Below are 26031 nucleotides of genomic sequence, written 5' to 3' on the forward strand. Positions count from 1 at the left end.
GCGGGACATTCAGCGGTTCCTGTACGTGCGAACGGAGTGGGGATGATCCCTTCGATTCTCAAACTGGATGCTGGTGGTTTACCGGTGGGCTGGATCCGCTGGCAGTCGGCGGTGACGCTGTATGCGCGTCGGCGCGTCTGCTGGGAAGCCGGCGACGAGCGCTTTCGCGTCAGCGGCGGCTACAACGCCCGGACCGGCGAACGCTCGAGCGTGGAGATCGGCTCGATCATCGCGGTGGCCGACCGGGCCCGCAGATTCGCCGCCGGCGCTCCGTTGCTGACCAATCGCACGCTGTTCCAGCGCGATCGCAACCTGTGCCTCTACTGCGGCATGCAGTTCGCCCACTCGGCCCTCACGCGCGATCACGTCGTTCCGGCCTCGCGCGGTGGCGGCACGATATGGGAGAACTGCGTCACCGCCTGTGCGCGTTGCAATCACAAGAAAGCCGATCGCACGCCCGAGGAAGCCGGGATGAAGCTGCTCGCGGTGCCGTACACGCCGAATCTCGCCGAATACCTGATCCTCTCGAACCGCCGCATCCTCGCCGATCAGATGGAGTTTTTGCTGAGCTTTTCGGCGAAGAAAGCGCACTTGTAAATTCGGAATTAGGATCTGAACTGATTAACTAAGATCTGAACCAGTTTCCCCTGAAATATTGAACTGACGTCCGCGAAGCCAGAGTGGGCGGATGTTTGACGCCGCACGATTCTGGTGGGATCTACCCGGCCGTCAGGGACTGACTCTGTTCGGATGCTCGAGCAGCGCATACAGCCTGGAAGGCTCATCTTCTGCGATGGAAGACCAACAGGCCGTTAGCCATACCATTGGTCTGGGGTTCTACCCCGTTTCCACGGACGGTTTAGAAAGAGCTGAAAACTTCTGATCCTGCTTGGCGACTCTACGCCGCATTCTGGGGTTGTGAAACCGCTCGATATAGTTGAACAGATCAGCCTTGGCGATATCGAGCGTCGCGTACTTCGTGCGATGCACGCGCTCGCGCTTGAGCATGCCAAAGAAGCCTTCGCAGGCTGCGTTGTCGCCACAGTGTCCGGGCGCACTCATCGAACACAGCAGCGTGTTCTTCGTCAGCAGACGCTGATAGTCGCTGCTGCGAAACTGGCTGCCGCGATCCGAATGCAGGATCACCGACCAGCCGCCCTGCCGCTGCCAGATCGCCATCTCGACGGCACGCATCACCATCTGGCGATCCTGCCGATGGTGCATCGACCAGCCGATCACCAGCTTGCTGAAAAGATCGATCACAACACACAGATACAGCTTGCCCTCGTCGGTAGCGATCTCGGTGATGTCCGTCACCCACTTGGTTTCGGGTTCCAAGGCATCGAAATCCCGCTCCAGCAGGTTGCTGACGCCTGGTGGCGGCAGACCCGGATCGGCACGCTGGCCCCGGCGCTTCTTCCGAGGCCAGCCTTGCAATCCGTTCTTTGCCATCAGGCGCGCCACACGATTCAGGCTCGCCGTTTCGCCTTCCTCGGCCAGGTCTTCGTGCATGCGGGGAGCGCCCAGAGCGCCTCGGCTGTCTTCATGCATCGCGCGAATCCGGGTGAGCAGACGCTCATTGTCGAGTTGCCGCGGACTCGCTGAGCGACCGCTCCATTCGTAATAGCCACTCGGCGATACCTTCAAGCAGCGGCACATCAGGCGCACAGGAAACTCCTCGCGGCAACGCTCGATCGCCTGATATCTCAGGACGATGTCTTGGCAAAGAACGTCGCCGCTTCGCGCAAAAAATCCCGCTCCTTGGTCACGCGGGCCAGCTCGCGCTTGAGCCGGGCAACCTCTTCGTCGCGCGCCGTGCCAGTCCCAACGAAGGCCTTGGGCTGGCTTTCCAATTCCCGCTTCCAGCGCGTCAGCAGGCCGTCTCGTATCCCCAATTCCCGGGCAACCTGCGCGCAGCTGACGCCCGGCCGGCGGGTCTGCTCAACCGCTCCCCGCTTGAACTCCACGCTGAACTTCCTTCGCTTCGACATGAACACTCCTTTCGGCCAGTATCGACCTTCTCAGATGTGTCCGTGAAAACGGGGTAGAACCCGGCCGCGATCCACACCTGTGTGCTGGCTGGCAAACCGATCATCGCGAACGCAGGCGATCAAGGATCGTCAGCACCATCGCATCGGATGCCGATTCGATGCGTAGGCAGGCACCGTCGGCGAAGGACACGCTCAAAGCGACGCTCGTCGATTGCGGAGTCGGTGCAGCAGGCGGGACGATCGTGACCGGCAGCAACGTCGTCTTGCTCGCCGCGTCCGCCTCGCGCCACCATTTGAAAATTAGATTGTGATTCAGCCCATGGCGCCGGGCGATCGACGAGACCGAACTCTGCTTCTGCCGTGCTTCGGCTACGCACGCCGCCTTGAATTCCGCCGAATAGCTGCGCCGCTTCTTGCCCAAGGATGATGCTTGCATGGTGTCCACTTAATCAATCGTGGGCACCATCGGCGCCCAAGGGACGCTTATCTTCTACGCCACAACACTCCCTTCAAGCGGTGAGCCTCGGACGCTTACTCAAGTCCGAAGACGTGGCGCTGTGCTTCGCTGGAGCCGTGTACCCAGCGACCACTTCGTTCGAGAGAGAGCAAGCCGGTCGTGTTCTGAATCTACTTATGGGGAGGCTGAAGCCGGCCTCGTAGCACGAGCATGCAAAGGGCGCGACATGCCACCGCACATGCAACGATCCAAAGAAATGTCGGCGATCAAACCGATGGCCCGCGACGTCTGCCAAGCTCCCAGAAGACACCGCTGCTGCGCACGATAGCGTGAAGTGGCTGCCCCAGCCGTTGCTCGATTACCGGCATCCGCAGTACTGGGCCAAACCCAATACCGTCATCGAGCATCGCGTAGCGCCCGCTTGCGAGCATCATGGAGCGCCGGTAGATGCCGCTCTCGCGCTGGCCAGCGGACACGGGCCGATGCTCCTGGCCGGTTTCGGTGGCTGTGTCTTTGGCGGCCTGCGCCAGCTCGCGGTTGCGCACGACTTCACAGCACTTGTAGATTCGGAATCAAGACTTGCCCCTCTGAAGCACTGACTGACGTCCGCATCGCGCCACGGAGGACATGCAGAATCACCGCCTGCTTTCGGCTCGCGGTAGAAAATCGGATGGTTGCATGCATCCGGCGGCGAACGCTCGAACGCGCGCAGTGCGGTACCGATCGGCAGGCCCATGGCATGTGCCTGCCGAGCCAGGGCATGCGTCGCGCAGTTCAGGCGCGCGCGCCCGTCCCTAGCGATGCGATCGGCGATGCCTTCTCATTCACCTTCGGCTCTCAACAGTCAGTTATCAAATCCTGAGTTACGGTTGCCTCGTCGCACTCGCGGGTTTGCAAGCAGACGGCGAAAAGACCGAACAGGCGTGTCCTCAGATACAGGACGCCAGTATCGCGATCCTGCGGCGATCGCCGACAGCCCGCTCAGGACAGCAGGCCGAGCCGTCTCGCCGCCGTGGTGGCCTGGACCCTGCGAGCCACGCCGAGCTTTGCGTAGATTCCCTTCAGGTACCACTTCACGGTGTCGATTCCAACGCCGAGGTCGCGCGAAATTTCCTTGTTGGATCTGCCCTGGCTCAGCATCTTCAGAATGTCGAGCTCTCGCGCTTTCAGTGGCTCGATCGTCGGCGCCGCCGCCACCGACTGGGATGAACGCTGAGCGGGTGCGCGCCGCTCCTGGCGGCCCGCGGCGATGATCGTCGCCAGCGTGTAGGAAGAGGTAGGCGGCATTTCGGCAGGGACCTGGCCGTGCCGGCAGCGATCCCTGAGGCGTTCCAACACCGAGATCAGGCGCGGCCCTTCATCGAGGAACGTGCGAAACATGCCGTCGGAGGCGCCGTAGATCACGGCAGGAATCAGCGCCGTCTCGGCCTCCGCGCGATTCCCCGCGATCTCGAGCACGCAAGCCAGCTGCGCCCGCGATTGCATCTCGGCCAGGCGCCTGCCTCGCTTTTGAGCGTCCGCGATGAGCAGGTTCAGAATCTGCACTGCAGCCGGGTATTCGCCCTTGGCGCCGAGTACGCGGGCTCGGGAGCGCTGCCGGATCTCATGCAACTGGTGCGCGATTCCGGGTTCTTCGGTCGCCGGGGCCGGCCGGATCTCATCGAGGTAGATCAGCAGCTGATCGGCAGCCCGCAAATCACCTTGCAGCAGGTAAAGCCTGATGCGCTCCGACTCCACGGCATGAGCCAATCTTTCGATGCTCTGCTTACGCGCGACTTGGGCCCCCTCGTCGAGAATGGCATGGGCATCTCCGTATCGCTCGTTCAACACTTCGAGCCGGCAGCTGTAGATGTAGGTGGCGATGGAGAAGTCGCCCACTCCGCCTTCAACGCCGAGCGTCCTGCTGTCTTCGAGCAGGAGCTCCGCATCGCCGAGCGCGTTCCGTTCGTACAGCAGCTGCCCAAGAAGCGCTCCGGCCAATTGAGCCGCATGCGAGTGGCGACCCGCGACGTTGCGCGCAAGCCTGAGCGCCTCGGAAAAGCTTTCCTCGGCCTGCGTGAGCTGTCCGAGCGCGAACTCGGCCATGCCCGTGAAGCAATGTCCGTAAACACCCGAGAACGGGCCCGGGTTGCGCTCATGGAGCGAACTCGCCCATCTCTGCAAGCTCAGCGCCTCTTCGAACCGGAAGGTCTGGATCAGCACGTAAGTCAGGACGTTGGCCCCGACTCCGGTGACCCACGGCCCATTGGCCTCAACGTCCACGATGAGCGGTCGCAGCAAGGCCTCGACGCCGGTCAAGCGGTCGGCAAAGATGTCGATGCAGCTCTGCACGACCTGCGCCTCGGCGCGAATGCTGTCTTCATTCGGGAGCGTGGGTCCATCCAGGCTACGCTCGATATGTTCGAGCGCTTTCTGCGCTTCCGACGAATGATGTGTCAGACAGTTCGCCCAGGCGATCGCGAATTGAAGTTCGCATCGGTTCGCGATCCGGTCGCGAGGCAGGCGGTTGATCAGCCTGAGCAGGGTGGCCATCAGGCTGTGGTGGACCAGCCACATGGCGTCGCGCTCCACGAGCTCGATCGCCCGATCGATGTCGCCCGCCGCCAACGCGTGACGCACGGCTTCCTCGGTTTCGAGCTGTGCGGCAAACCATGCGGAAGCGGCGCGATGCAAAGATGCCACCTTCTCGGGGTGATCGCGCTCCAAGCGGCGACGCAGGAAGTCGGCGAACAGATGGTGATAGCGAAACCACTGCATCTCCTCGTCCCGCGCCCGTACGAACATGTCCTCTTCCTGCAGCTGCTCCAGCAAGGCCTGGCTGTCGGCACGTCCGGTCACGGCGGCGCACAGGTCCCCGGACAGGCTCTCCAGAATGGACGTCTTCATCAGAAAGTCGAGCGTCGCCGCCGGCAGGTTGTTGAGCACGTTCTCGACGAGGTATTTGCCGATGGCTTGATGCTTTCCGGAAAACGAGTGAATCAAAGCCTCCGTGTCACTGCTCGATCGCAACGAAATCGACGCAAGCTGCAGCGCCGCGATCCAACCTTCCGTCGTCCGCCACAGGAGCTGCACGTCATCGCTGTCGACATCCAGCTGATTGAGATCGCGAAGAAAGATGGATGACTCGTCGACATCGAAGCGCAGGTCTACGCTATCGATTTCGGTCAGCTGGCTCTGTACGCGCAAGGTGCCGAGAGGCAGTGGCGGCTGTGTGCGACTCGTGATGATCAGATGCAGATTCGAGGGGGCGTGCTCGATCAGAAACACCAGGCTCTTCTGTATCGCTTCGTTACGGATCAGATGCCAATCGTCCAGCACCAGGAAAATTTCGCCTTCGAACACTTCGAGTTCGTTGACTAGATCGGTCAGAACGAACGAGGTGGCCTGCTCGGACTTGCCCTCCAGCAAGGAGATCGCATCGATGCCGATAGAAGGCTCTACATAACGAATGGCTTCCACCATGTAGCATAAGAAGCGCTCGAGCTCGTCATCCTCGGTGTCGAGACTCAGCCACGCGACCCGCGCTCCGCGCTCGATGAGAACCTGACGCCACTGGACGGCCAACGTCGTCTTGCCGAACCCCGCCGGGCCATGGATCAGAACCAGCCTGCGGTTCAAGCCCTCGTTGATCTTGTCGAGCAGGCGCCGACGCGGCAGCAAGCTTCCCGAGCCCGCAGGAGGCTTGAACTTGCTCATGATCTGGCGCGGTTTCGTAATTTTGAAGCTGCGGTTAGGCACCTTCTCTCTCTCCTGCACTTCTAGTGACGACACTAGATACCGCCCGAGCCTCATCTCGTCCTGGACGAGCAATCGGTGCGGCGAACCCCACCACGTCGATCGTCGCCGATCATCGCTATCGGGGCTTGAGGGTGTTGTTGTTTTTGTGGTTTTGCAGCCAGATCGAGTATACCGCGCGATCCGCAGATTCAGATCTGATCGACCCGCTCCAGACCGACGCCGATGCGCAGCCGCTTCAACCTCCGGTACAAGGTGTTTCGGCTCATGCCGAGCTGCTGCGCGGTCAGCCTCATGTTCCAGCGGTTCGCATCGATCACGGCCAGCAGCGCCTCGCGCTCCGCGACTTCGAGCGGATTGCCGGCGCTCGTCTCGGCCGGCGTCGCCATGTTGGCAAGCGGTGCGCCCGGAGCTGCGGGCGCTGCTGCCGCCGGGGATGCGGCCTCGCACAGCTCCCTCGGCAAATCGAGCCTTGTGACCAGACCGCCTTCGCAGATCGCGAGCGCGGCGCGGATCACATTGCGCAGCTCGCGCACGTTGCCGGGCCACTGATAGTTCAGCAGGCACTGCAAGGCCTTCGCCTCCACCGCGGCGTGAGCCTCGCCCGCGGCCTCGATCGCGAACACTTCGCGAATCAGGCGATTGCGATCGGCGCGCTCAGCGAGTGCAGGCAGCTCGATCTTGATGCCGTTGAGACGGTAGTAGAGGTCTTCGCGGAACTGGCCCTTGGCGATCATCTCGCGCAGGTTGCGGTGGCTCGCGCTGATCACGCGGATGTCGACCTTGATCGGCTTCTCGCTCCCCAGCGGAACCACTTCATTGTCCTCGAGCACCCGCAGCAGACGCGTCTGCAACAGCAAGGGCATATCGCCGACCTCGTCGAGGAACAAGGTGCCGCCGGAAGCCTGCAGCACCTTGCCGCGCATGCCGTCCTTGTGCGCACCGGTGAAAGCGCCGCTCTTGTAGCCGAACAGCTCGCTCTCGATCAGCGTTTCGGGAATCGCGGCGCAGTTTACTGCGACAAAATTCCGCTGCGCACGCGAGCTCGCCCGGTGCAGTGCCCGCGCGAACACTTCCTTGCCCGAGCCGGTCGGGCCCTGAATCAGCACCGAGACCATCGAATCGGCGATGCGCCGCGCATTGTGCACGTTGCGCAGCATCTGCGGGTCCTCGCCGGCGAGGTCGTCGAGCGACAGCGCGTTCTTCCGCGGCTGGAGCATCGCAGGTTCCAGCGCGGGCTTCGCGCCGCCGTCACGCGCAGGTTCGCGCTGAGGCTCGCGCAGGCTGACGAAGTAACGACGACCCCGGCGCAGATCGCGCAGCGGCCAGATCGCCGGGTGGTTGCGCGAGCCGGCCAAGAGGTCTTCGGGCCGCACATCGAAGATTTCCGCGAGCGGACGGCCAAGCAGATTGAGCCGGCCGTTCGCTCCGAGCAGGCGAACCGCGGTATCGTCTGCCGCGATCACGGTACCGTCCTGCGACAGGGCCAGCGCGCCGTCGTACAGCAGGTTCACGAGTTCCGGACGGCTGTGGAAGCGCAGGATCGTATGATTCCGCTGGCGCCGCAGGAACAGGCATTTCTCGATGAAGTTCGCGGAGAGATTCACCAGCGCCATCGTGTGCGTTCGGCCCGCACGCGTATCGTGCGACGAGATGCTGGAAACATCGAGCACCGCGACCAGTGAACCGCCCGGATCGCGAATCGGAGCCCCCGTGCACGAAAGCCCGATATGACGCGCGCGGAAGTGATCGGCGCGATGCACGGTAACCGGACGGTTCTCGGCGATGCAGGTGCCGACACCATTGGTGCCTTCGCGATTCTCGCTCCAGTCGGCACCGATCAGAATGCCTGCCGAGCGAAACATCTTGCGCAAGGTCGGATCGACGCGTTCGCACAGGATTACGCCGCTCGCGTCGGTCATCAGCAATGCGTGGCCGGAACCCGAAATCTGGTCGTACAGCGAATCCATCTCGGCAACGGCAATCTGCAACAGGTCTTCGTGCTGGGTCTGCCGATCCTTGAGATCGGCGCTGCCAATGACAGTCGGGGCATGGAGTTTGGACGGATCGAGACGATGGTCGTTGACGCAGCGCGTCCACGATTGGGTGATCGGCGCCTCATGCCGAAGCTGTCGATCGATGTTCGGCAAGCCGTGAACCGTCCTGAACACGCCTTCGGCGTGCGCTATCGCTGTGGAATCGGCCATTCGAATCTCTCTTCCTCGGGCAATCCTTGCTCAGCTCGTCACCGGTAGTCAGAGCTAGCCCGCCGGCCTCCTCTGCAGGGATTCCCGGCCGGGCGTTGCGCATGCGCAACAAACGATACAGGGATTTTCGGGCTGCTCTGTCGGCGCGCGAGTCCACTACCCGTTTCACCCTTTGTCGCTACCCGGTCGGGCGGTGACTCCTCCGTCCCACACCTCCAGACTGATCTCACAGTTCAAGAGCGAAGCGCTGCGGCGGTATCGAGGCTGAAAAACGGGTAGTGGAGCGAGATCAGAATCGCCTCGGCCTACCCGGTCTCCGGCCTGGAATCGTCGAGCCCCATTTGCCCACTATAAAAAATCCATTCGGCGCCAGCCCGCCCGAATGCGATCGCGACGACGGATAGGAGAAGAGTGATGACATCAGACGTGAGCATGCCCCCGATAGGCGTCATGGCAGCGGGCACACATGCCAGCGGTTCGTAGGGCCCGCTAGCTCAACGGTTCGCAGCAACCCCCTCGGTGAAAGCCTGCTGACGAACGTCTCGAATCTTCATCGCTGACAGCGGGACGAAGGCCTCGACCGCTGCGGGTGAACTGCGCGCGCTCATTTGGCCCGGTCGCATCGGGAAGATCTCGTCGCCGAAGTTCGGGCCTGCCTCTGCTACGTCGCTGCTCAGCGATGGCCCTCTCACCGTCTTTTCAGAAAAAGGCGCCTGTTGAGCGTCTGCCACAAGGATCTCGAATGTACTCCCTGCGTCAACGTCTCGCGATGTGGATCATTGGTCACCAGAAGACCAGCTGGGCGGTGTTCATCGTGATCACCGCGTTCTTCGCGGTGGGGCTGAGGAATGTCGAGCTCAAGACGATCTTCTCGGACCTGCTGCCGAAGGACGATCCGTTCGTGCAGGTGTTCAAGGATCACCCGAACTTCGGCAACCCGCTGACCGTGACCCTGATGGTCAAGCGCAAGAACGGCGACATCTTCAATGCCGAGACCCTGAACAAGGTCTGGCAGATGACGCGCGACATCGACCTGGCGCCGGGCGTCGACCACGACCAGATCCTGTCGATCGCGACCGAGAAGGCGCGCTATGCCGAGGCGACGCCCTACGGTATCGACATGCGGCCGCTGATGGGTGATTCGGTGCCCAAGACGCAGGAAGACATCGATGCCTTCCGCAACAACCTCGACAAATCGCCGAACGCGCGCACCTTCCTGGTCTCGCAGGACCAGAGCAGCACGCTGATCAACGCCACCTTCATCGAATCGCGGCTCGACTACGGCGAAGCGTTCCAGTACGTGCAGAACCTCGTTAACAAGAACCGCGACGCCGACCACGACATCTACCTGGCGGGCCAGCCGGCGCTGACAGGCTGGGTCTACGAATACGAAAGCCAGATCGGCATTCTTCGCGGTCACGCTGAGCCTGCTCGTGATCGCATTGACGCTGTACATGCGCAACGTGGTCGGCGTGGTGACGCCGATCGTGACGAGCCTGGTGGCGGCGGTGTGGGGTTTCGGATTCGTCGGCTGGCTCAAGTCGCCGATCGAACCGCTGCTGATGATCGTGCCGCTGCTGCTGGTGGCGCGCAGCTTTTCCCACTGCGTGCAGTTCACCGAGCGGTACTACGAAATCTACGCGCACGTGCGCGACAAGCAGAAGGCAGCCGAGATCACCATGGGCGTGATGATGGCGCCGTCGGTGCTCGGCATCTTCACCGACATCGTCGGCATCTTCCTGATCGCGCTGGCGCCGATTCCGGCGATGGAGCGCTTCGCGCTGTTCTGCGGCTTCCTGGGCGATCTGGCTGATCCCGACCGGCGTGGTGCTGATCTCGCTGCTGCTGGCGGCGCTGCCGGCACCGAAGAATATCGAGAAGCTGGTGGGTGCCGAAGCGGCGCAGACGCCGTTCAACCGCGGGTTCAAGAAGCTGCTCGAATCGATCGCCAACGTCACCTACGGCAAGCGCGGCAAGGTCACCGCGGTGATCGTGGCGGTGTGCGGAGCGGCGGCGATCATCACCGGCCTGCAGATCAAGATCGGCAACCCGGTGGAGGGCAGCAACCTGCTCTGGGACGATTCGGAATACAACGAAGCGGTGCGCCAGATCAACGGCAATTTCCCGGGTGTGAACACACTGGAGATCGTGCTCGAAGCCAAGGACCAGCGAAACCCGGATCGCGTCGGCCGCCAGGCCGAGACGATCATGACGATGCTGCAGCTGCAGAACATCATGGAGAACGGCGGCGAGCCGCCGCGCGCGACGCTGTCGTTCGCGGATTATTTGATGGAAGGCAACCGCCTGTTCTCGGGCGGCAACCCGAAGTGGCTGCCGCTGGACCCGACCAATGAAATGGTCGGAGCGGCCTCGATCGCGGTGATGCTCGGCTCGAGCCCGAAAGCGTTCTCGCACGTCATCAACTTCGACATCCAGAACGGCACCGTCTCGCTCTGGTACAAGGACAACAAGCAGGAGACGGTCGATTCGGCGCTCGCCGCAGCCAAGAAAGCGGTCGAAACCGTCGGCGCCGATCACGACGCGTTCACGGTGCGCCTGGGCACCGGCACCATCGCGCTGCAGCAGGCGATGAACGACGTGGTCGAGCGCTACCACTGGGTCATCATCGGCCTGCTGAATTTCACGATCCTGCTGGGCTGCAGCTACGCATACAAATCGATCGTGGCCGGCCTGATCCTGCTGGTGCCGGTGAACCTGTCGAACTTCGTGCTGCTGTCCTCGATGCATTTGATGGGCATCGGCCTGGACATCAACTCGCTGATGGTGGCGTCGATCGGCGTCGGCGTGGGCATCGACTACGGCATCTACCTGCTGAGCCGCATCTGCGAGGAGTATCACGCGCAGGGCCGCGACATCGGACGCGCGAACACGGCGGCGCTGAGCACGACGGGCAAGGCGATCATGTTCACGGCGTCGATCATGCTGCTGGGGATCACGCCCTGGTACTTCCTGTCGGACCTGAAGTTTTTGGCCGACATGGGCCTGCTGCTCGACCTGCTGATGCTGATCAACATGGTGCTGGCGCTGGTGGTGCTGCCGCTGCTGGTCTGGCTGATCAATCCGCGCTTCCTGCGGCGCGAAGACCTGCTGGTGGGCGAAGGCGTCGATCTGTCGCAGTACACGGCGGCTCGCGAGCACGAGGAGCGTCTCGCGCACGCGCTGTAGCAGAACCCCCGCAACACACACGAATAGACGTTCGGAAAAAACGTTGCACTAGAGGAGACGAGAGATGCATATCCGCAAATTCGATTTCGATTACAGCCGCCGCATGTTCATGGGCAAAACCCTGGCCGGTGCTGCAACCGCAGGTGTCCTGGCGCCGATGTGGTCGGAGCTGGCGCACTCGGCCGATGTGTCGAAGGCCTATCCGGACGAGCTGCTGTCGATCGAGATGTATACCAAGGGCAAGATCAAGCCCGGTGACGTGCTGACGGCCGACAACGTCGACGCGGTGAAGGATCTGCTCGATCCGGTGGCGTACAAGCAGGTCAAGACGATGGGGCGTCGCATCAACATCGTCGAGTCCACCAAGGACGTGACCAGGCTGTATCCGGCCGCTTATCTCGACTCCACACTCAGGAACAAGGGCAAGGCGAAGTTCGGAGCGGACGGCAACGTCTATGATGAGGCCGGCAAGCCCTGGGTCGGCGGCAGCCCGTTCCCCGATGCCAAGGATGCCAATGAGGCCACGGCCAACCTCACCTTGAGCTGGGGCCGCCACGACTACTCGCAATATGCGATTCGCGATTGGGACATCGATCCCTCGGGCGAAATCTCCTATCAGTACGATTTCGTCTGGTGCGAACTCAACTGCACCTCGCGTTCCGACGGCAAGGTCTGGAACAACCGCAGTGATCTGCTGCGCCTGCAGTCGGTATTCTTCACAGCGCCGAACGATACCAAGGGCAGCTCCTTCCTCAATACCTGGTATTACGACCAGCGCAAGTTCCCCGATCTGATCGGCTATCTGCCGGCGTTCAAACGCGTGCGCCAGTTCCCGACCAACCAGCGCTTCGAGCCGCTGGTTCCGGGCATCACGCTGTTCCTGTCGGACGCCTGGTCGGCCGGCGATCCGATGCAGACCTGGGGCAACTACAAGATCGTCGGTCGCGGCCCGATGCTCGGGGCGATCGGCAACAAGAATTTCACCGGAGGAAGCAACGCCAACTACGAGCGTTCCGTTCACGGCGGCCCGAAGGGCAAGACCTTCCACGAAACCTATATGGAGCTGATCCCCGAGTGCGTCATCGTCGAAGCCGAGCCGACGGGCTTTCCGCGTGCGCCGGTCGGCAAGAAGCGCACCTGGATCGACGTGCGCAACGGCATGTTCATCGCCTATGTCACCTACGATCGCCGCGGTGAAATCTGGAAGTCATTCGAGCCTCAGTTCGCGCAGTACAGCAACGACAAGCTGACGATCAAGGATGCCAACGGCAAGCCGGAATGGTCGTGGGTCGGCGTGATCTCGCACGACATTCAGGCGAACCGTCTGTCGCGCTTCGTGCAGGCCAAGGAAGTGACCGGCGGCTACAAGTCGACGTACAGCGAAGCCGGCGTCGACGTCTACAACAAGTTCCTGACGCCGCAGGCCATCGGCAGACTCGGCGCGTAAGACGCGCGTGCTGGGATGCCTTCTCCCTGCGGGAGAAGGTGCTCGAAGGGCGGATGAGGGATTCGGGCGTGATAGTGAAGCTTTGCTATCGCGCCCGAATCCCTCACCCCGGCCCTCTCCCGGAGGGAGAGGGAGACGAAATGTGGTGCAGGAGAGAACTCTCGTGAGCGTGACCAACCGCGGCGTGCGCGCCGCTTGTTTTACCTTGGCCGCCGCCGGACTGCTGTCCGCAGCGGCTTACGCCAATACCTCCGCAAAAACGTCATCGAACAACCCGGTCGTGCTGCAGGGCAAGGCGCATCAGGCGCTGTTCAGCGTCGCCTTCGACGGTGATCGCGGTGTTGCGGTCGGGGCGATGGGCGAACTGCTCGAATCGAGCGATGGCGGCAAGAGCTGGAACGGGAGCGGTAGTTCAGTTGGTTAGAATACCGGCCTGTCACGCCGGGGGTCGCGGGTTCGAGCCCCGTCCGCTCCGCAAGAAGCGCGTCTGGTTCGATGCGCGCACCCAACTGCCGTTGGCGATGGTCTCGTTCGATCGTCGTGGCGAAGCCTTCCGCTCGTTCGATGGCGCATTCGCACTCTACGAATCGGGCAACCAGCGCGTGATGGACGGCCAGCATCCGCTGTGGAGCTGGGGGCACGTGCACGCCTTCGATCTGCAGAGCGGGCGCATGACGCGACTCGAACAGGTGCGCACGATCGCGGGCGGCCATCAATCCAGCGCGAACGATCCGCAGATCTACGATCGCTACCTGACGCGATCCGCGCTCATGCGGCTGGGCAAGTAGTGACCTATGTCGAGGCGGCGATGGGATCGCTCGACTTCAACGGCAAGCTGGGGCAACCGAACCCCGGATCAAGGCCCTCGAGACCGCTACTGCTGCAAGGCATGCCCGTAGCGGAGCGATATCCGCTCGGTGCGGCCGCGAGGGCGAGATTCCACGACCGGACGCCTGTCCGGGTGCCTAGAACGTAATGAGCGGCTTGATGATGTTGTCCTGCTTGTTACGCATCATCTCGAAGGCCTGGTCGACCTGGTCGAACGAGAAGCGATGGGTCGTCATCAGCGTCGGATCGAAGCGCTTGGTTTGAATCAGGCGGAACAGGCGATCCATTCGCTCGCGCCCCCCCTGGCACAGTGCCGTGCGGATCGTCTTGTCGCCCATTCCGAGTCCGAATTCGGCGAGCGGAATTTCGAGCGTCGAGTATCCGTCGCCGTGGTAGCCGATGTTCGAGACCACGCCGCCCGGCTTGATGACCTTGATGCAGTTGCTGAAGGTCTCCTGGCTGCCCAAGGCCTCGATCGCGGCGTCGGCTCCATCGCCCGTCAGTTCCATCACTCGGGCGACCACGTCTTCCGTGCGCGGATTGATGACGACATCCGCGCCGTAGGTTCTCGCGAGCGCGGCGCGATCGGGCTTCGATTCGACCGCAATGATCAGCCCGGCGCCGCGAAGCTTGGCGCCGATGGTGGCGGAAAGGCCGACGGGGCCCTGCGCGAAGATCACCACCGAGCCTCCGATGGGAATGTCGGCGTACTCGGCTCCGACGAATCCGGTCGAGAGCATATCGGTCGCGTAGAGCGCCTGTTCGTCCGTCATCGCGGCCGGAATCGCGGCGAGGTTGTAGTCCGCGTCGTTGACGTGGAAATACTCCGCCAGGTTGCCGTCCTTCTGCGCGGTGAACTTGTACGCGCCGAGCATTCCCCCGCATTGCGCGGCGAAGCCGCGCTGGCACGGATTGCAGTGGCCGCAGGGTGTCGCCGCGTTGACCGCCACCCGATCTCCGACACGGAAGCGCGTGACGCCTTCACCAATCGCATGAACGACACCGACGCTTTCATGCCCCAGGACCCGCCCTTCGGGTAGCGGCAAGGTGCCGGCGACGGTGTGGACGTCCGAGGTGCAGATCAGCGATGCGGTGGTACGAATGACCGCGTCGTTCAGACCGGCGACGGGGATCGCCTTCTCGATGACCCCCACTTTTCCAACTCCGAGAAATGCAAATGCTTTCATAAGTCTCCTCATTCGATTCGTTGGAAGCGCATCAGCCTCGCCAGAATGCAGCATCGTTCCGAGCGAGGCTTGAAAGAGCCTGAAACCGATGAGAGCGGAGCGCTGGAGGCCTGCTCTGACCGGCCCCTTCAATGGTCGGCCGCAATGCCCGTCCTCAGCGCAGGCTTTTGTAGAGCTCGGCTTCGAACTGCATGAACAGCGGAAGCGCCACCGGATCGGCGAACGGCAGTATCTGCGTCATCAACGCGCCGCCGATGCCGTTCGCCGGATCGATCCAGTAGTAGCAGTTGGTGATGCCTGCCCACATCTGGCTGCCCGCGGGCCGGCCGGTATCGAGCGGTTTGGTGTTGATGAGCCAGGCCAGTCCCCATTTGTGCGGATTGTCGGCGGGCAGCGGCAGGTCATTGGTCAGGCTCGGATCGGCGCTGAAGATGCCGGGCACATCGATCTCGCCGATCTGGTTGCGCTGCATTTGCAGAATCGTGGCGGCTTGCAGCACGCGACCCCGTTCCGCGGCACCGCCGTTGAGCACCATGCGAACGAACTTCATGTAGTCGACGAGCGTGCCGTAAAGACCGGCGCCACCCATGTCGAAGTCGGGCCTGGCGGCCAGCTCGATGTCGGTCGGAACGAGCGAGCCGTCGGCTTGCCGAGCGTGAATCCTGGCCAGACGACTGCGCATGTCGGGCCGCAGATGGAAAGTCGTGTCGCGCATGCCGAGCGGGCCCAGGACGTGTTCGCTCAAGTAGTCCGAGAGCGTCTGCCCGCTCAGGCGCTCGATCACGCGCCCGACCCAATCGATGCCGATGCCGTATTCCCAGCGTGCGCCGGGATCGAACAGCAGGGGAATCTGCAAGGCGGCCGGATCGCCGCTCAGCACCGTCGGCAAGCCACGCTCCGCTTCGAAGCGCTGGATGTCCGCGCTCAGAAAGTCGTAGCCGAAACCGGAGGTATGCGTGAGCAGATGACGCAGCGTGAGCTGCCTTCTGGGCGCGCGCAGGATCGCCTTGCCGTCACGGCCGAAGCCGTCCAGGACCTGCACCGATGCCAGCGCCGGAAGCTTCTGCGAGATCGGCTCATCGAGTCCGATCAGGCCGCGCTCCACGAGTTGCATCGCCGCGGTGGCGGTGATGGCCTTGGTCATCGAAGCGAGCAGTGCCACCGCATCGATCGACATCTCACCGCCGTCACCGAGCGAGCGGACGCCGAACGCTCCCTGGTAGATCGCGCTGTCGCGGTCGGTGGCGATTGCGACGACACCGGGAATGAGTTTGCGATCGACCGCTTCGGACAACATGGAATCGACTGCCTGCTTCACGCTCATGTCTGCTCTCCACCGCTGGTTTCGTGAATGCCGCTCGTTTGGGATCGCGGCTTGTCGGACGTCTGATTCGAGCGATCTATCGGGAATCGGGCAGGCGGTATTCGCTGAGCTTCTGGCGCAACTGAAGCTTGCTGAGCTTGCCGGTGGCCGTGTGCGGAAGCTCGTCGACGAAGACCACATCGTCGGGAACGCTCCACTTGGCGATCTTGCCCGCGTAGTGGGCCAGGATGTCCTCGCGCGTCGCGTCGGCCCCCGGCTTTTTGACTGCGACGATCAGCGGACGCTCGTCCCATTTCGGATGCCGCACGCCGATGGCGGCGGCTTCGGCGATGGCCGGATGGGACATCGCGATGTTCTCGAGCTCGATCGAGCTGATCCATTCTCCGCCCGACTTGATGATGTCCTTGGAGCGATCGGTGATCAGCAGATAGCCATCGGCATCGATGTTCGCGACATCGCCGGTGGGGAACCATCCCTCTCGCAGCGGTGAATGATCGCTTTCGTAGTATCGATCGAGAACCCAATGGCCACGCACGAGCAGATCGCCCGCCGCCTGGCCATCCGTGGGCAAGGACTCTCCGGCATCGTTGACGATCTTCAATTCGATGCCGAACGGAGGACGTCCCTGCTTGGCGAGCAGATCGTGCCGCTGCGCGTCCGGCAAATCCTGATGCTTGAGCTTCAACGTGTTGACGGTGCCCACCGGAGAAAGCTCCGTCATGCCCCAGAGATGCAGGATGCTGACTCCGTATTCGTCGTCGAAGGCTTGCATCAGCGAAGGCGGGCAAGCGGAGCCGCCGACCAGCACGCGCTTCAGCGTGGACGGCTTGCTCTGGATTTTCTGGAGATGCTGCCTGAAGCCCAGCCACACGGTCGGCACACCGGCACTGAGCGTGACGCCTTCATCGTCGCAGAGCCTGTGCAGGCTCGCGCCATCGAGGTTCGGCCCGGGCAGGACCAGCTTGGCGCCGACCATCAGAGCGGAATACGGCAGACCCCAGGCATTGACATGGAACATCGGCACCGCGGGAAGCACGACATCCCGCGCCGAGAGGTTCATGACGTCGGGCTGGATGCAGGCGAGCGCATGCAGCACCGTGGAGCGATGCGAATACAACACGCCCTTGGGGTTGCCCGTGGTTCCGGAGGTGTAGCACAAGCCGGAGGCCATGGTTTCGGGCAGATCCGGCCAGTCGTAGTGCTGCGGCTCGGCGGACATCAGGTCTTCGTAGCAGAGGAACTTGCCGCTCGAATCCGCGGGCATGTGCGCCTTGTCCGTCATCACGATCCAGTGCCTGACCGACGGGCACTGCGGCGCCACCGCTTCGACCAGCGACAGGAAGCTCAGGTCGAAGAAGACGACCGTATCCCGGGCGTGGTTGACGATCCACGCGATCTGCTCCGAGAACAGGCGCGGATTGAGCGTGTGGACCACCGCGCCGATACCGGACACGGCGTAATAGAGCTCGAGGTGGCGGAAGCCGTTCCACGCCAGCGTTCCGACCCGATCGCCGGGGCCGATGTCGAGGCGCGCGAGTACGTTGGCCAGAGCCTGCGTCCGCCGGCTCGCTTCGGCATAGGTATAGCGATGGACCGCGCCCTCGACGGTCTGCGACACGATTTCGGTGTCGCCGTGATAGCGCGCTGCGTGCGTCATGATCGACGACACCAGCAAGGGCATCTGCATCATCTGTGCATTCATCGGTGATTCTCAAATTGAACTGAAGCGGAAAAGCGATTCGGCAGGTTTTTCCCGGGCTTTCGATTGCGCCCGCGCGGGAACGAGCAACGATGCTTCAGGAATGAAAATGCCCGTCATGCCGAACCGGGCTCCCCGCCGCCAGCATCGGCAGGCGAGTCCGCCCGCTACGGCAGCGAGAAACCACGGTCGACGACGGGCTTGAACGCGAGCGCTTCGGGCATCGGGACCGGCCCACCGAATCGCCGTAACCGGGGAGTGACGGCCGGGCGCCCATCGCCATTCGCAAGACGCTCCACCGCTCCCCGATCACGCGCCTGGGCCCTCGTCGGCATCGGGCTGGCGCGTGACACGGTTTGCATGGATACGGATGGCGCCGCGATCCGCGGACTCGAGCGCTTACTCGATGGCGAATCCGGCGTATCCGCTCGCCTTCACCTCTTCGCACTGCTGGCGATACGCGCCCACGCCACCGATGTAGGACAGCAGCATCGGCGGCTTGCCGTCGACATTGGCCCCGGTGTACCAGCTGGGCGTCTTGGGCACGAGCGTCATGTTGGCGACCTCGTTGTGATGCGTGAGCCAGCGTGTTTCCATCTCGGCGGTGGGCTCCACGGTGCTGGCGCCCTTGGCGCGCGCGTAGCGGATGCAATCGTTGATCCAGTCCACCTGCTGCTGAAGACAGGTCGGCACGTTGCAGAAGGCCGCGGCGGGCGCCAGCGGCGCCATCGTGGTGAACAGGTTCGGATAGCCGTTGATCTGCAAGCCCATCGTGGTGTGAACCTGCTTGGACCAGCTCTCCTTGAGCGACTTGCCGCCACGGCCCCGCACGTCGATGGAGGTGAGCGCGCCGGTACCGGCATCGAAGCCCGTCGCGAAGATCAGGACGTCGAGCGGGTATTCCCGCGCCGAGGTGCGCAAGCCATTGGCGGTGATCTCTTCGATGCGCTCCGCTTTCACGTCGACGAGTTCGACGTTGTCGCGGTTGTAGACCTCGAAGTAGCGCGTCTCCAGCGGTACGCGACGGGTACCGAAGCCGTGATCGGTCGGAACGAGCTTGTCGGCCACCGCGGGGTCGTTGATCCGCGCGCGGATCTTCGAGCGCACGAACTTCGAGATTTCCTCGTTGACCTCGGCGTCGGTGAAGACCTCGCTGAAGCCGCCGATCCACATCGACAACGAGCCGTCGGCCCACAGTTCCTCGAGCACCCGATTGCGCTCTTCCGGTGCCATCTCGCGGTAAGGTTTCCCGTGGAAGTCGTAGTCGAAGCCCGCGAAGGTGGACTGGACGCGCGCCTTGAGCGCCGGGTAGCGCTGACGGAAATCGGAATGATCTTCGGCGCCGTACTTCGGATTGCGCATCGGGATCGCATAATTCGGCGTGCGCTGGAATACGGTGAGGTGTCCAACGGTCGGCGCGATGGTCTGGATCACCTGGATGCCGGTGGCGCCGGTGCCGATCACGCCCACGCGCTTGCCTGCGAAGTCCACGCCTTCCTTGGGCCAGCGGCCGGTGTGGAAAATCTGGCCCTTGAAGTTCTCGTGCCCGCGAAACGGCGGCACGATCGGCGCGGACAGGCCACCCACGCACATCACCACGAACTGCGAATCGAACGATTCGCCGGACTCGGAGGTGACGGTCCAGCGCCCCCTCGTCTCGTCGTAGTGGGCGGACCGGATGCGCGTATTGAACTGAATGTCGTCACGCAGCGAGAAGCGGTCGGCCACGTGGTTGAGATAGCGCTCCACTTCCGCCTGGGCCGGGAAACGTTCCGACCAGGTCCATTCCTGCAGCAGTTCGTCGGAGAACCAGTATTGATAGATGTAGGACTGCGAATCGACCCGGGCTCCGGGATAGCGATTCCAGTACCAGGTGCCACCGACGCTATTGCCGGCTTCGAACAGCCGGACTCGCAGGCCCTGCTCACGCAGGCGATAGAGCTGGTACAGGCCGGAAATGCCGGCTCCAACGATGACGGCGTCGTAGGTCTTGCTGGGTGCTTCAGGCGGTGTGTCGAACATGGAACTCCTCCATTATTTTGAGTCGTAACGCTTTTTTTGAAGCTTAGGGACACCGCCCGGTGCCGTCACCGCCCAACCGAGTAGGAACGCGCAGGCGAAATGGGTAGTGCGGCGGCGTCCGACGGGTAAACCGACGGCATCAGGCGCGAGCCGGCGAGGAGTTCACCGGCCATGCCCGCCCGGAGCGGCACATCGAAGGGCGCGGTGCCGCGACTGCCGACCACGGCAGCCGCATCGGATGCCGTAGCCGAACCGATCCGGGGCCGGCCTCGGGTCGGGCCGGGAACCGATACTCCGGACCGGATTACCCGAACCGGATCACCTGCCGCACCGCCGCTCCGCTCGCGAGCCGGTCGAAGGCCTCGTTGAGCTCGTCGAGCGCGATCTCGTGCGTGAGCAGCCGGTCCACCGGCAGGCGGCCCGCGCGATAGAGACCGACGAAGCGCGGAATGTCGCGCGCCGGCACGCAGGAGCCCATGTACGAGCCTTTCACCGTGCGCTCCTCGGCGACCAGGCTCACGGCCGAGATCGAAAACTGCCTGGACGGATGCGGCAGGCCGACCGTCACCGTCGTGCCGCCGCGTCGCGTCGCGGCGTAAGCCTGCGCGAGCACCGCTTCGCTGCCGACGGTTTCGATCGCGTGGAGCGCGCCGCCATGGGTAGCTTCGCGAACTTGAGCGACGACGTCGGCGCCCGGCTCGGCCAGCACGCAATGCGTGGCGCCGAGTTCGGCCGCGAGCGCGAGCTTCTGCGGCAGGACGTCCACCGCGACGAGCGGATATGCGCCCGCGGCGCGCGCGCCGATCAGCGCCGCCAGCCCGACACCGCCGAGCCCGAACACGGCGACGCTTTCGCCCGGCGCGACGCGCGCGGTGTTGACCACCGCGCCCACGCCGGTCATCACCGCACAGCCGAACAGCGCGGCGATCTGCGGCGGAACCTCAGGATCGATCTTCACCGCCGAACGCGCCGATACCACCGTGTGTTCGGCGAAAGCCGATACGCCGAGATGGTGATTCAAGTCACTGCCCTGCTGCTGCCAGCGACGTTCGCCGGACAGCAGCGTTCCGTTGGTGTTCGCCTTCGCACCGGGCTCGCAGAGTGCGGGGCGGCCGCCCGCGCACGGCAGGCAGTGGCCGCAGCCCGGTACGAACGAAAACACCACGCGATCGCCGACCGCGAAGTCCTGCACGTCGGCTCCGACTTCGACGATCTCCCCGACCGCTTCGTGGCCCATGACCATCGGCATCACGCGCGGACGCGAGCCGTCGATGACCGACAGATCCGAATGGCAAAGGCCCGCCGCGAGCACCTTCACGCACAACTCGCCCGCACCGGGCGCCGCGAGTTCGATGGTGTCGATCACGAGCGGCCTGGACTGCGCATACGGAGCCGGCAAACCCATTTGACGCAACACGGCGGCACGGACTTTCATGGTCTCTCCTATTCGCGCAACAGCTTGGCCAACGCAGCGCGCAGCGAGTCCGGCAATGCCGCCGGACGACGGCTCTGCCGATCGACGAACACATGCACGAACCAGCCTTCGGCGGCGGGCTTGTCGTCGTGCTCGCGGAACAGGCCGATCTCGTAGCGCACGCTCGAATTGCCGAGCCTGGACACCCGCAGCCCCGCGTGCACCGCGTCGGGAAATTCGATCGGCGCATCGAAGCGGCAATGCGATTCGACACACAGGCCGATGCTCGCGCCGCGATGAATGTCGAGCCCGCCTTCGCGGATCAGGAAGGTGTTGATGACGGTGTCGAAGTAGCTGTAGTACTCGACGTTGTTCACATGGCCGTAAACGTCGTTGTCCTTCCAGCGCGTGGTGATGGCCTGGAAGTGCGCATAGTGCTCACGGCTCATGATTCAAGCTCTCGCGATGTTGTCCAGCGTCAGCTGCGCGATCTGCGGCAGCAAGGCTTGCGGCAGATCATGGCCCATGCCGTCGATGATCGCGAGCTGCGCGCCGCGAATGCGCCTGGCGCTGCGCTTGCCGCCGGCCGGACGCACCAGCAGATCGTCGCGGCCGTGAATGATCTGCGTCGGCGCGGTGATCTGCTTGAGCGTGCGCTCGAAGCTGCCGGTGGCGATGATCGCGTTCATCTGCCGCAGCACGCCGCCCGGACGATGTGCGCGATCGAAGGCGCGCTCGGCGAGCAAGCGCCGCTGCGTCTCCGACGCCGGATAGCGCGGACTGCCGATCATCGCCTGCATCGCCATGTCGCGCGCGACGATGGTTTCGCGCTGGTTGTCGGGCGAGCGGCTGATCAGGCGCTTCTGCACCGCCGCCGCGGCACCGGGCAGCCACGGATGATTGGTCGTCGACATGATCGAGGTCAGGCTCGCGACGCGCTCGGGCGCCGTGCCCGCGACGATCTGCGCGATCATGCCGCCCATCGACATGCCGACCAGATGCGCGCGCCCGATCGCCAGCGCATCGAGCAGGCCGATCACGTCGGCCGCCATGTCATGCAGCGTGTAATCGGCGGCCACGCGCAGGCGCAGTTTGCTGCGGATGGTGGCCTTGACGAGGTTGATGCGCGTGCGGCCTTTGAGAATCGTCGACAAGCCCGCATCGCGATTGTCGATGCGCACGACACGCAGCCCTTGCTCGACGAGCAGGCGGCAATAGTCGTCGGGCCAGTGAATCAGCTGCCACGAAAGCCCTGGAATCAGCAGCACGCAGGCGCCGTCGTGCGGGCCCGCTTCCTCGTAGGCGAGCTCGACGCCGTTGGTCGACGCGCGCGCCGGCTTCCACTCGAGCGCCGCGACGCTCACGCCGCGCTCCGCGTCTTCGCCTGCGCTTTCTCGAAGTGCATCGCGCCGTCATCGAGACCGGAGAAACGCGTCGCCGCGAGATCGAGCAGATAGTTCTGGTGCACGCGCCACGGCGCGGCGGCGCCCTGCTGCGGCATCACCGACTTGGCGCGCTGGATGTAGCCCGATTCGAGATCGACCATCGATTCGGATTGCGCGTCGGCCTCGCGACGCGTCACGCAGATGTCGCGCCCGCGGCGCTGCATGTCGTTGAGCAGGCGACAGACGTATTGCGCGGACAGATCGCATTTGAGCGTCCACGAGGCGTTGGTATAGCCGAACGCGAACGCGAGGTTCGGAACACCGTCGAGCATCATGCCCTTGTAGACCATCTTCCTCGAGGTATCGACAAGCTCGCCGTCGACGCTCACGCGCGCGCCGCCGAGCAGCTGGATCACCAGGCCCGTGGCCGACACCACGATGTCGGCCTGCAGCTCCTCGCCGGACTGCGTGCGGATACCGGTTTCGGTGAAAGTCTCGATGCGATCGGTGACCACCGCCGCCTTGCCGGCGCGGATCGTCTTGAACAGATCGCCATTCGGAACGATGCAGAGCCGCTGGTCCCAGGGCTTGTAGCTCGGGCCGAAGTGCTTTTCGACATCGAAGCCCTCGCCCACCTGCCGCTTCGCCAGATGCAGAATCTTCTCGCGCGTCTGCTGGGGCTTCTTGCGCGCATAGTGGTAGAAGAACAGCGTGATGCCGATGTTCTTCCAGCGCGTGACCGCACCCGCGGCCGCATCGGGCAGGCGCTTGCGCAGCCAGGCCGCCAGCTTGTCGCGCCTCGGCAGGTTGATCACGTAGGTGGGCGTGCGTTGCAGCATCGTCACCTGCGCGCCTTGCGCGGCGAGTGCCGGCACCAGCGTGATCGCGGTCGCGCCGCTGCCGATCACGACGATGCGCTTGCCCGCGACCTCGAGATTCTCCGGCCACTGCTGCGGATGGATCACTTGGCCCTGGTAGCGCTCGATACCCGGATACTCCGGCATGTAGCCACGCGCATAGTCGTAATAGCCCGCGCAGGCGTACAGGAAGCGGCAGCGCAACTGCTTCGTCTCACCGCCCGTTTCGACCGTCACGAGCCAGCGCGCCGACTCCGAAGACCAGTCCGCCGCCACCACGCGATGGCCATACTGGATGCGCCGGTCGATGCCGTATTTGCGCGCCGTGTTCTGGATGTAGCGCAGGATGTCCGGCCCATCGGCGATCGCGACATCGCTGTCCCAAGGCTCGAACGGAAAGCCCAGCGTGCTCATGTCCGAATCCGAACGAATGCCCGGATAGCGGAAGAGATCCCAGGTTCCGCCGAGCGTCTGCCGTGCTTCGAGGATCGTGAAACTCAGCGCCGGACATTCGGTCTGCAGGCGATACGCCGCATCGATGCCCGACAAGCCGGCGCCGATGATGAGCACATCGAGTTCCGCGACACCGCCGGCAACCGCTCGCGAATCAGGCGCCATGAGTTTTTCCCGATCCTGGCTTGGCTTCGGCCGCATCGCGGCGCAGCGCGAACTGCAGCTGCTTGCGTCCCTGACGGACGACGACGGACTGATAGCCCGCACCGAGCAGCCGCACGAGCCGGTCGTACCAGCGCGCGTCGGGGCCCACGAGCACGCGACGCGCATTGCGCTCGACACCGCGCAGGATCTGCAACGCCGCATCGTCCGCCGTGGTGGTCTGGATCACGCGATGCGCGCGCTTCTTGAGCCGCTCCGCATCGACGCCGGTCACCTGCCGGACGCTCTCGTCGACGCGACCGGCGAGCGCGATGTTGGTCGCGATGCCGCCCGGATGGATGCAGGTCGCGGAGACCGGCGCGCCTTCGATCTCGAGTTCCATGCGCAGCGCTTCGGTGTAGCCGCGCACCGCGAACTTGCTCGCGTTGTAGGTGCCTTGCGTCGGCATCGACATGAGGCCGAACAGCGACGAAGTGTTGATCACGTGGCCGTCGCCAGAGGCGCGCAGCAGCGGCAGGAACGCCTGCGTGCCGTGCACCACGCCCCAGAAGTTGATGCCCATGACCCATTCGAAATCGCCGATCCTGGCGCTCTCGGCCGGCACCGCGAGCATGACGCCCGCGTTGTTGAAGATCAGGTTGACCTTGCCGTGATCGGCCTGCGCCTGCGCGGCCCAGGCGAACACCGCATCGCGATTCGCGACATCAAGCCTGGCCGTCGTCACCTTCACGCCGTGCCGGGAGGCGAGCTGCGCGGTTTTGTCGAGCTCGGCCTGGTTGATGTCCGACAGCGCCAGATGGCAGCCGCGACGCGCGAGCTCGACGGCGAGCGAGCGCCCCATTCCGGACGCCGCGCCGGTAATCGCGGCGACCTTGCCTTTGAAGTCTTTCACTGGAGGGATCTCATCTGATGACAGTTGAATTCACTTTACGTTTGACGACACATGTCGTCAAATAAGCCATGCCCACTCGCAACGCCCGCCGCGTCTATGCCGGACAGACTCACGATGCACGCGTCAGCGAGCGTCGGCGCGCCTTCGTCGAGGCCGGGCTCGGCATCATCGGCGCGCAAGGCTATCGGGCTGCGACCGTGCGCGCGGTCTGCGCCGAAGCCGGGCTCACCGATCGCTATTTCTACGAATCGTTCGAAGGCACCGAAGCCTTGCTGCGGGCGGTCTACAGCGAGATCAGCGCGCGCTTGCATGCCGCGATCGACAAGGCCGTCGGCAAGGCACCGAGTTCGCTCGAAGCCCAGCTCGATGCGGCGCTGGTGGCTTTCCTCGACACCATTCGCGATCCGCGCGCCGCACGCATCCTGTTCGCCGAAGTGCTCGGCGTGAGTTCCGCCGTCACCGCGCTGTATCTGAAGACCACGGCGGAGTTCGCCGAGCAGTTGCTCGATGCGGTGAAGCTGCACGTGCCCGAGTTCGAGAAGCATCCCGAGGATCGCCGCGTGCTCGGCCTTGCCTTGATCGGCGCGATGACCTTCGCCGCGAGCGCCTGGGCGCTTTCGGGCTACACGCGGCCGGCGACGCACGTGGTGCGCAACTGCCGGCGCATCCTGATCGGCACGGTCCGGCAGTTCGCCGAAGAGGCGAGCGCTGCACCCGGCCGGAATGCGACGAAGAAGCCGCGGGGTTGACCGCTTTCGGGCAACGGCATTCGAACACCGCTGGTT

General features: G+C 63.8%; 17 protein-coding genes, 1 tRNA gene and 3 pseudogenes. 7 read left to right on the plus strand and 14 right to left on the minus strand.

Going from position 1 to position 26031, the window contains the following annotated elements; all coding sequences use genetic code 11:
- Positions 1–42 precede the first annotated feature (42 nt).
- Positions 43–597 (plus strand): HNH endonuclease, encoded by a 555-nt coding sequence (locus tag WQQ_RS05735; protein WP_007184142.1) that lies wholly within the window; start codon positions 43–45, stop codon positions 595–597.
- A gap of 240 nt (positions 598–837) precedes the next feature.
- Here WQQ_RS05735 and WQQ_RS05740 read toward each other — a convergent pair.
- The 5 genes and pseudogenes from WQQ_RS05740 to WQQ_RS05765 form a co-directional block, all read right to left on the minus strand.
- A protein-coding gene (locus tag WQQ_RS05740) for an IS3 family transposase (RefSeq protein ID WP_085943087.1) occupies positions 838–1991 on the minus strand; the annotation gives its coding sequence in 2 pieces (ribosomal slippage) (positions 838–1754 and positions 1754–1991; 1155 coding nt in all).
- A 100-nt stretch (positions 1992–2091) separates the two neighbouring features.
- A complete protein-coding gene (tnpA, locus tag WQQ_RS22850) occupies positions 2092–2427 on the minus strand; it encodes an IS66-like element accessory protein TnpA (RefSeq protein ID WP_083844375.1) in 336 nt (111 codons plus the stop codon).
- A gap of 287 nt (positions 2428–2714) precedes the next feature.
- A pseudogene (locus WQQ_RS05755) lies at positions 2715–2993 on the minus strand (DUF3363 domain-containing protein); the annotation flags it as partial.
- Between the two features lie 436 nt (positions 2994–3429).
- On the minus strand, positions 3430–6144 hold the full coding sequence (locus tag WQQ_RS05760) for a winged helix-turn-helix domain-containing protein (RefSeq protein WP_040453074.1): 2715 nt from the start codon (positions 6142–6144) through the stop codon (positions 3430–3432).
- A gap of 230 nt (positions 6145–6374) precedes the next feature.
- Positions 6375–8390 (minus strand): sigma-54-dependent Fis family transcriptional regulator, encoded by a 2016-nt coding sequence (locus WQQ_RS05765; RefSeq protein ID WP_007184148.1) that lies wholly within the window; start codon positions 8388–8390, stop codon positions 6375–6377.
- 742 nt (positions 8391–9132) lie between these two features.
- Between WQQ_RS05765 and WQQ_RS25215 the strand changes: the two are divergent.
- From WQQ_RS25215 to WQQ_RS23610, 5 genes and pseudogenes are all read left to right on the plus strand, one after another.
- Positions 9133–11576, plus strand: a pseudogene (locus tag WQQ_RS25215) (efflux RND transporter permease subunit).
- A gap of 64 nt (positions 11577–11640) precedes the next feature.
- Complete coding sequence (locus tag WQQ_RS05780) at positions 11641–13023, plus strand: DUF1329 domain-containing protein (RefSeq protein ID WP_007184152.1); 1383 nt, start codon at positions 11641–11643, stop codon at positions 13021–13023.
- A 163-nt stretch (positions 13024–13186) separates the two neighbouring features.
- The gene (locus tag WQQ_RS23605; protein ID WP_157534520.1) at positions 13187–13447 is read left to right on the plus strand and encodes a hypothetical protein; all 261 of its coding nucleotides are present in this window, start codon (positions 13187–13189) and stop codon (positions 13445–13447) included.
- Positions 13425–13498: transfer RNA gene (locus tag WQQ_RS05785), tRNA-Asp, on the plus strand. The genes WQQ_RS23605 and WQQ_RS05785 overlap by 23 nt, the downstream gene beginning before the upstream one ends.
- Positions 13499–13502: 4 nt before the next feature.
- Positions 13503–13811, plus strand: a pseudogene (locus tag WQQ_RS23610) (DUF1329 domain-containing protein); the annotation flags it as partial.
- A 177-nt stretch (positions 13812–13988) separates the two neighbouring features.
- Here WQQ_RS23610 and WQQ_RS05795 read toward each other — a convergent pair.
- The 9 genes from WQQ_RS05795 to WQQ_RS05835 form a co-directional block, all read right to left on the minus strand.
- The gene (locus tag WQQ_RS05795; RefSeq protein WP_040453080.1) at positions 13989–15050 is read right to left on the minus strand and encodes an NAD(P)-dependent alcohol dehydrogenase; all 1062 of its coding nucleotides are present in this window, start codon (positions 15048–15050) and stop codon (positions 13989–13991) included.
- Positions 15051–15192: 142 nt separating this feature from the next.
- Positions 15193–16362, minus strand: coding sequence for a serine hydrolase domain-containing protein (locus WQQ_RS05800; RefSeq protein WP_007184155.1), 1170 nt, complete (start codon positions 16360–16362; stop codon positions 15193–15195).
- A 76-nt stretch (positions 16363–16438) separates the two neighbouring features.
- Positions 16439–18064 (minus strand): 3-(methylthio)propionyl-CoA ligase, encoded by a 1626-nt coding sequence (locus tag WQQ_RS05805; protein WP_007184156.1) that lies wholly within the window; start codon positions 18062–18064, stop codon positions 16439–16441.
- Positions 18065–18460: 396 nt separating this feature from the next.
- A complete protein-coding gene (locus WQQ_RS05810) occupies positions 18461–20083 on the minus strand; it encodes a flavin-containing monooxygenase (protein WP_007184158.1) in 1623 nt (540 codons plus the stop codon).
- Between the two features lie 304 nt (positions 20084–20387).
- The gene (locus WQQ_RS05815; RefSeq protein ID WP_007184159.1) at positions 20388–21518 is read right to left on the minus strand and encodes a zinc-dependent alcohol dehydrogenase family protein; all 1131 of its coding nucleotides are present in this window, start codon (positions 21516–21518) and stop codon (positions 20388–20390) included.
- A gap of 8 nt (positions 21519–21526) precedes the next feature.
- Entirely contained in the window at positions 21527–21946 is a 420-nt protein-coding gene (locus tag WQQ_RS05820; RefSeq protein WP_007184160.1) for an acyl-CoA thioesterase, read from the minus strand.
- A gap of 3 nt (positions 21947–21949) precedes the next feature.
- On the minus strand, positions 21950–22861 hold the full coding sequence (locus WQQ_RS05825) for an alpha/beta fold hydrolase (RefSeq protein WP_007184161.1): 912 nt from the start codon (positions 22859–22861) through the stop codon (positions 21950–21952).
- On the minus strand, positions 22858–24357 hold the full coding sequence (locus WQQ_RS05830; protein WP_007184162.1) for a flavin-containing monooxygenase: 1500 nt from the start codon (positions 24355–24357) through the stop codon (positions 22858–22860). The genes WQQ_RS05825 and WQQ_RS05830 overlap by 4 nt, the downstream gene beginning before the upstream one ends.
- A complete protein-coding gene (locus tag WQQ_RS05835; protein WP_007184163.1) occupies positions 24347–25246 on the minus strand; it encodes an SDR family NAD(P)-dependent oxidoreductase in 900 nt (299 codons plus the stop codon). Before WQQ_RS05835 ends, WQQ_RS05830 begins: the two co-directional genes overlap by 11 nt.
- A 68-nt stretch (positions 25247–25314) precedes the next feature.
- Between WQQ_RS05835 and WQQ_RS05840 the strand changes: the two genes are divergently transcribed.
- Positions 25315–25995 carry a TetR/AcrR family transcriptional regulator gene (locus tag WQQ_RS05840; RefSeq protein WP_007184164.1) on the plus strand — a complete coding sequence of 227 codons (681 nt, stop codon included), beginning with the start codon at positions 25315–25317 and terminating at the stop codon, positions 25993–25995.
- Positions 25996–26031 lie beyond the last annotated feature (36 nt).

The sequence above is a fragment of the Hydrocarboniphaga effusa AP103 genome (assembly GCF_000271305.1).
In the GTDB taxonomy this organism is placed as follows: Bacteria; Pseudomonadota; Gammaproteobacteria; order Nevskiales; family Nevskiaceae; genus Hydrocarboniphaga; species Hydrocarboniphaga effusa.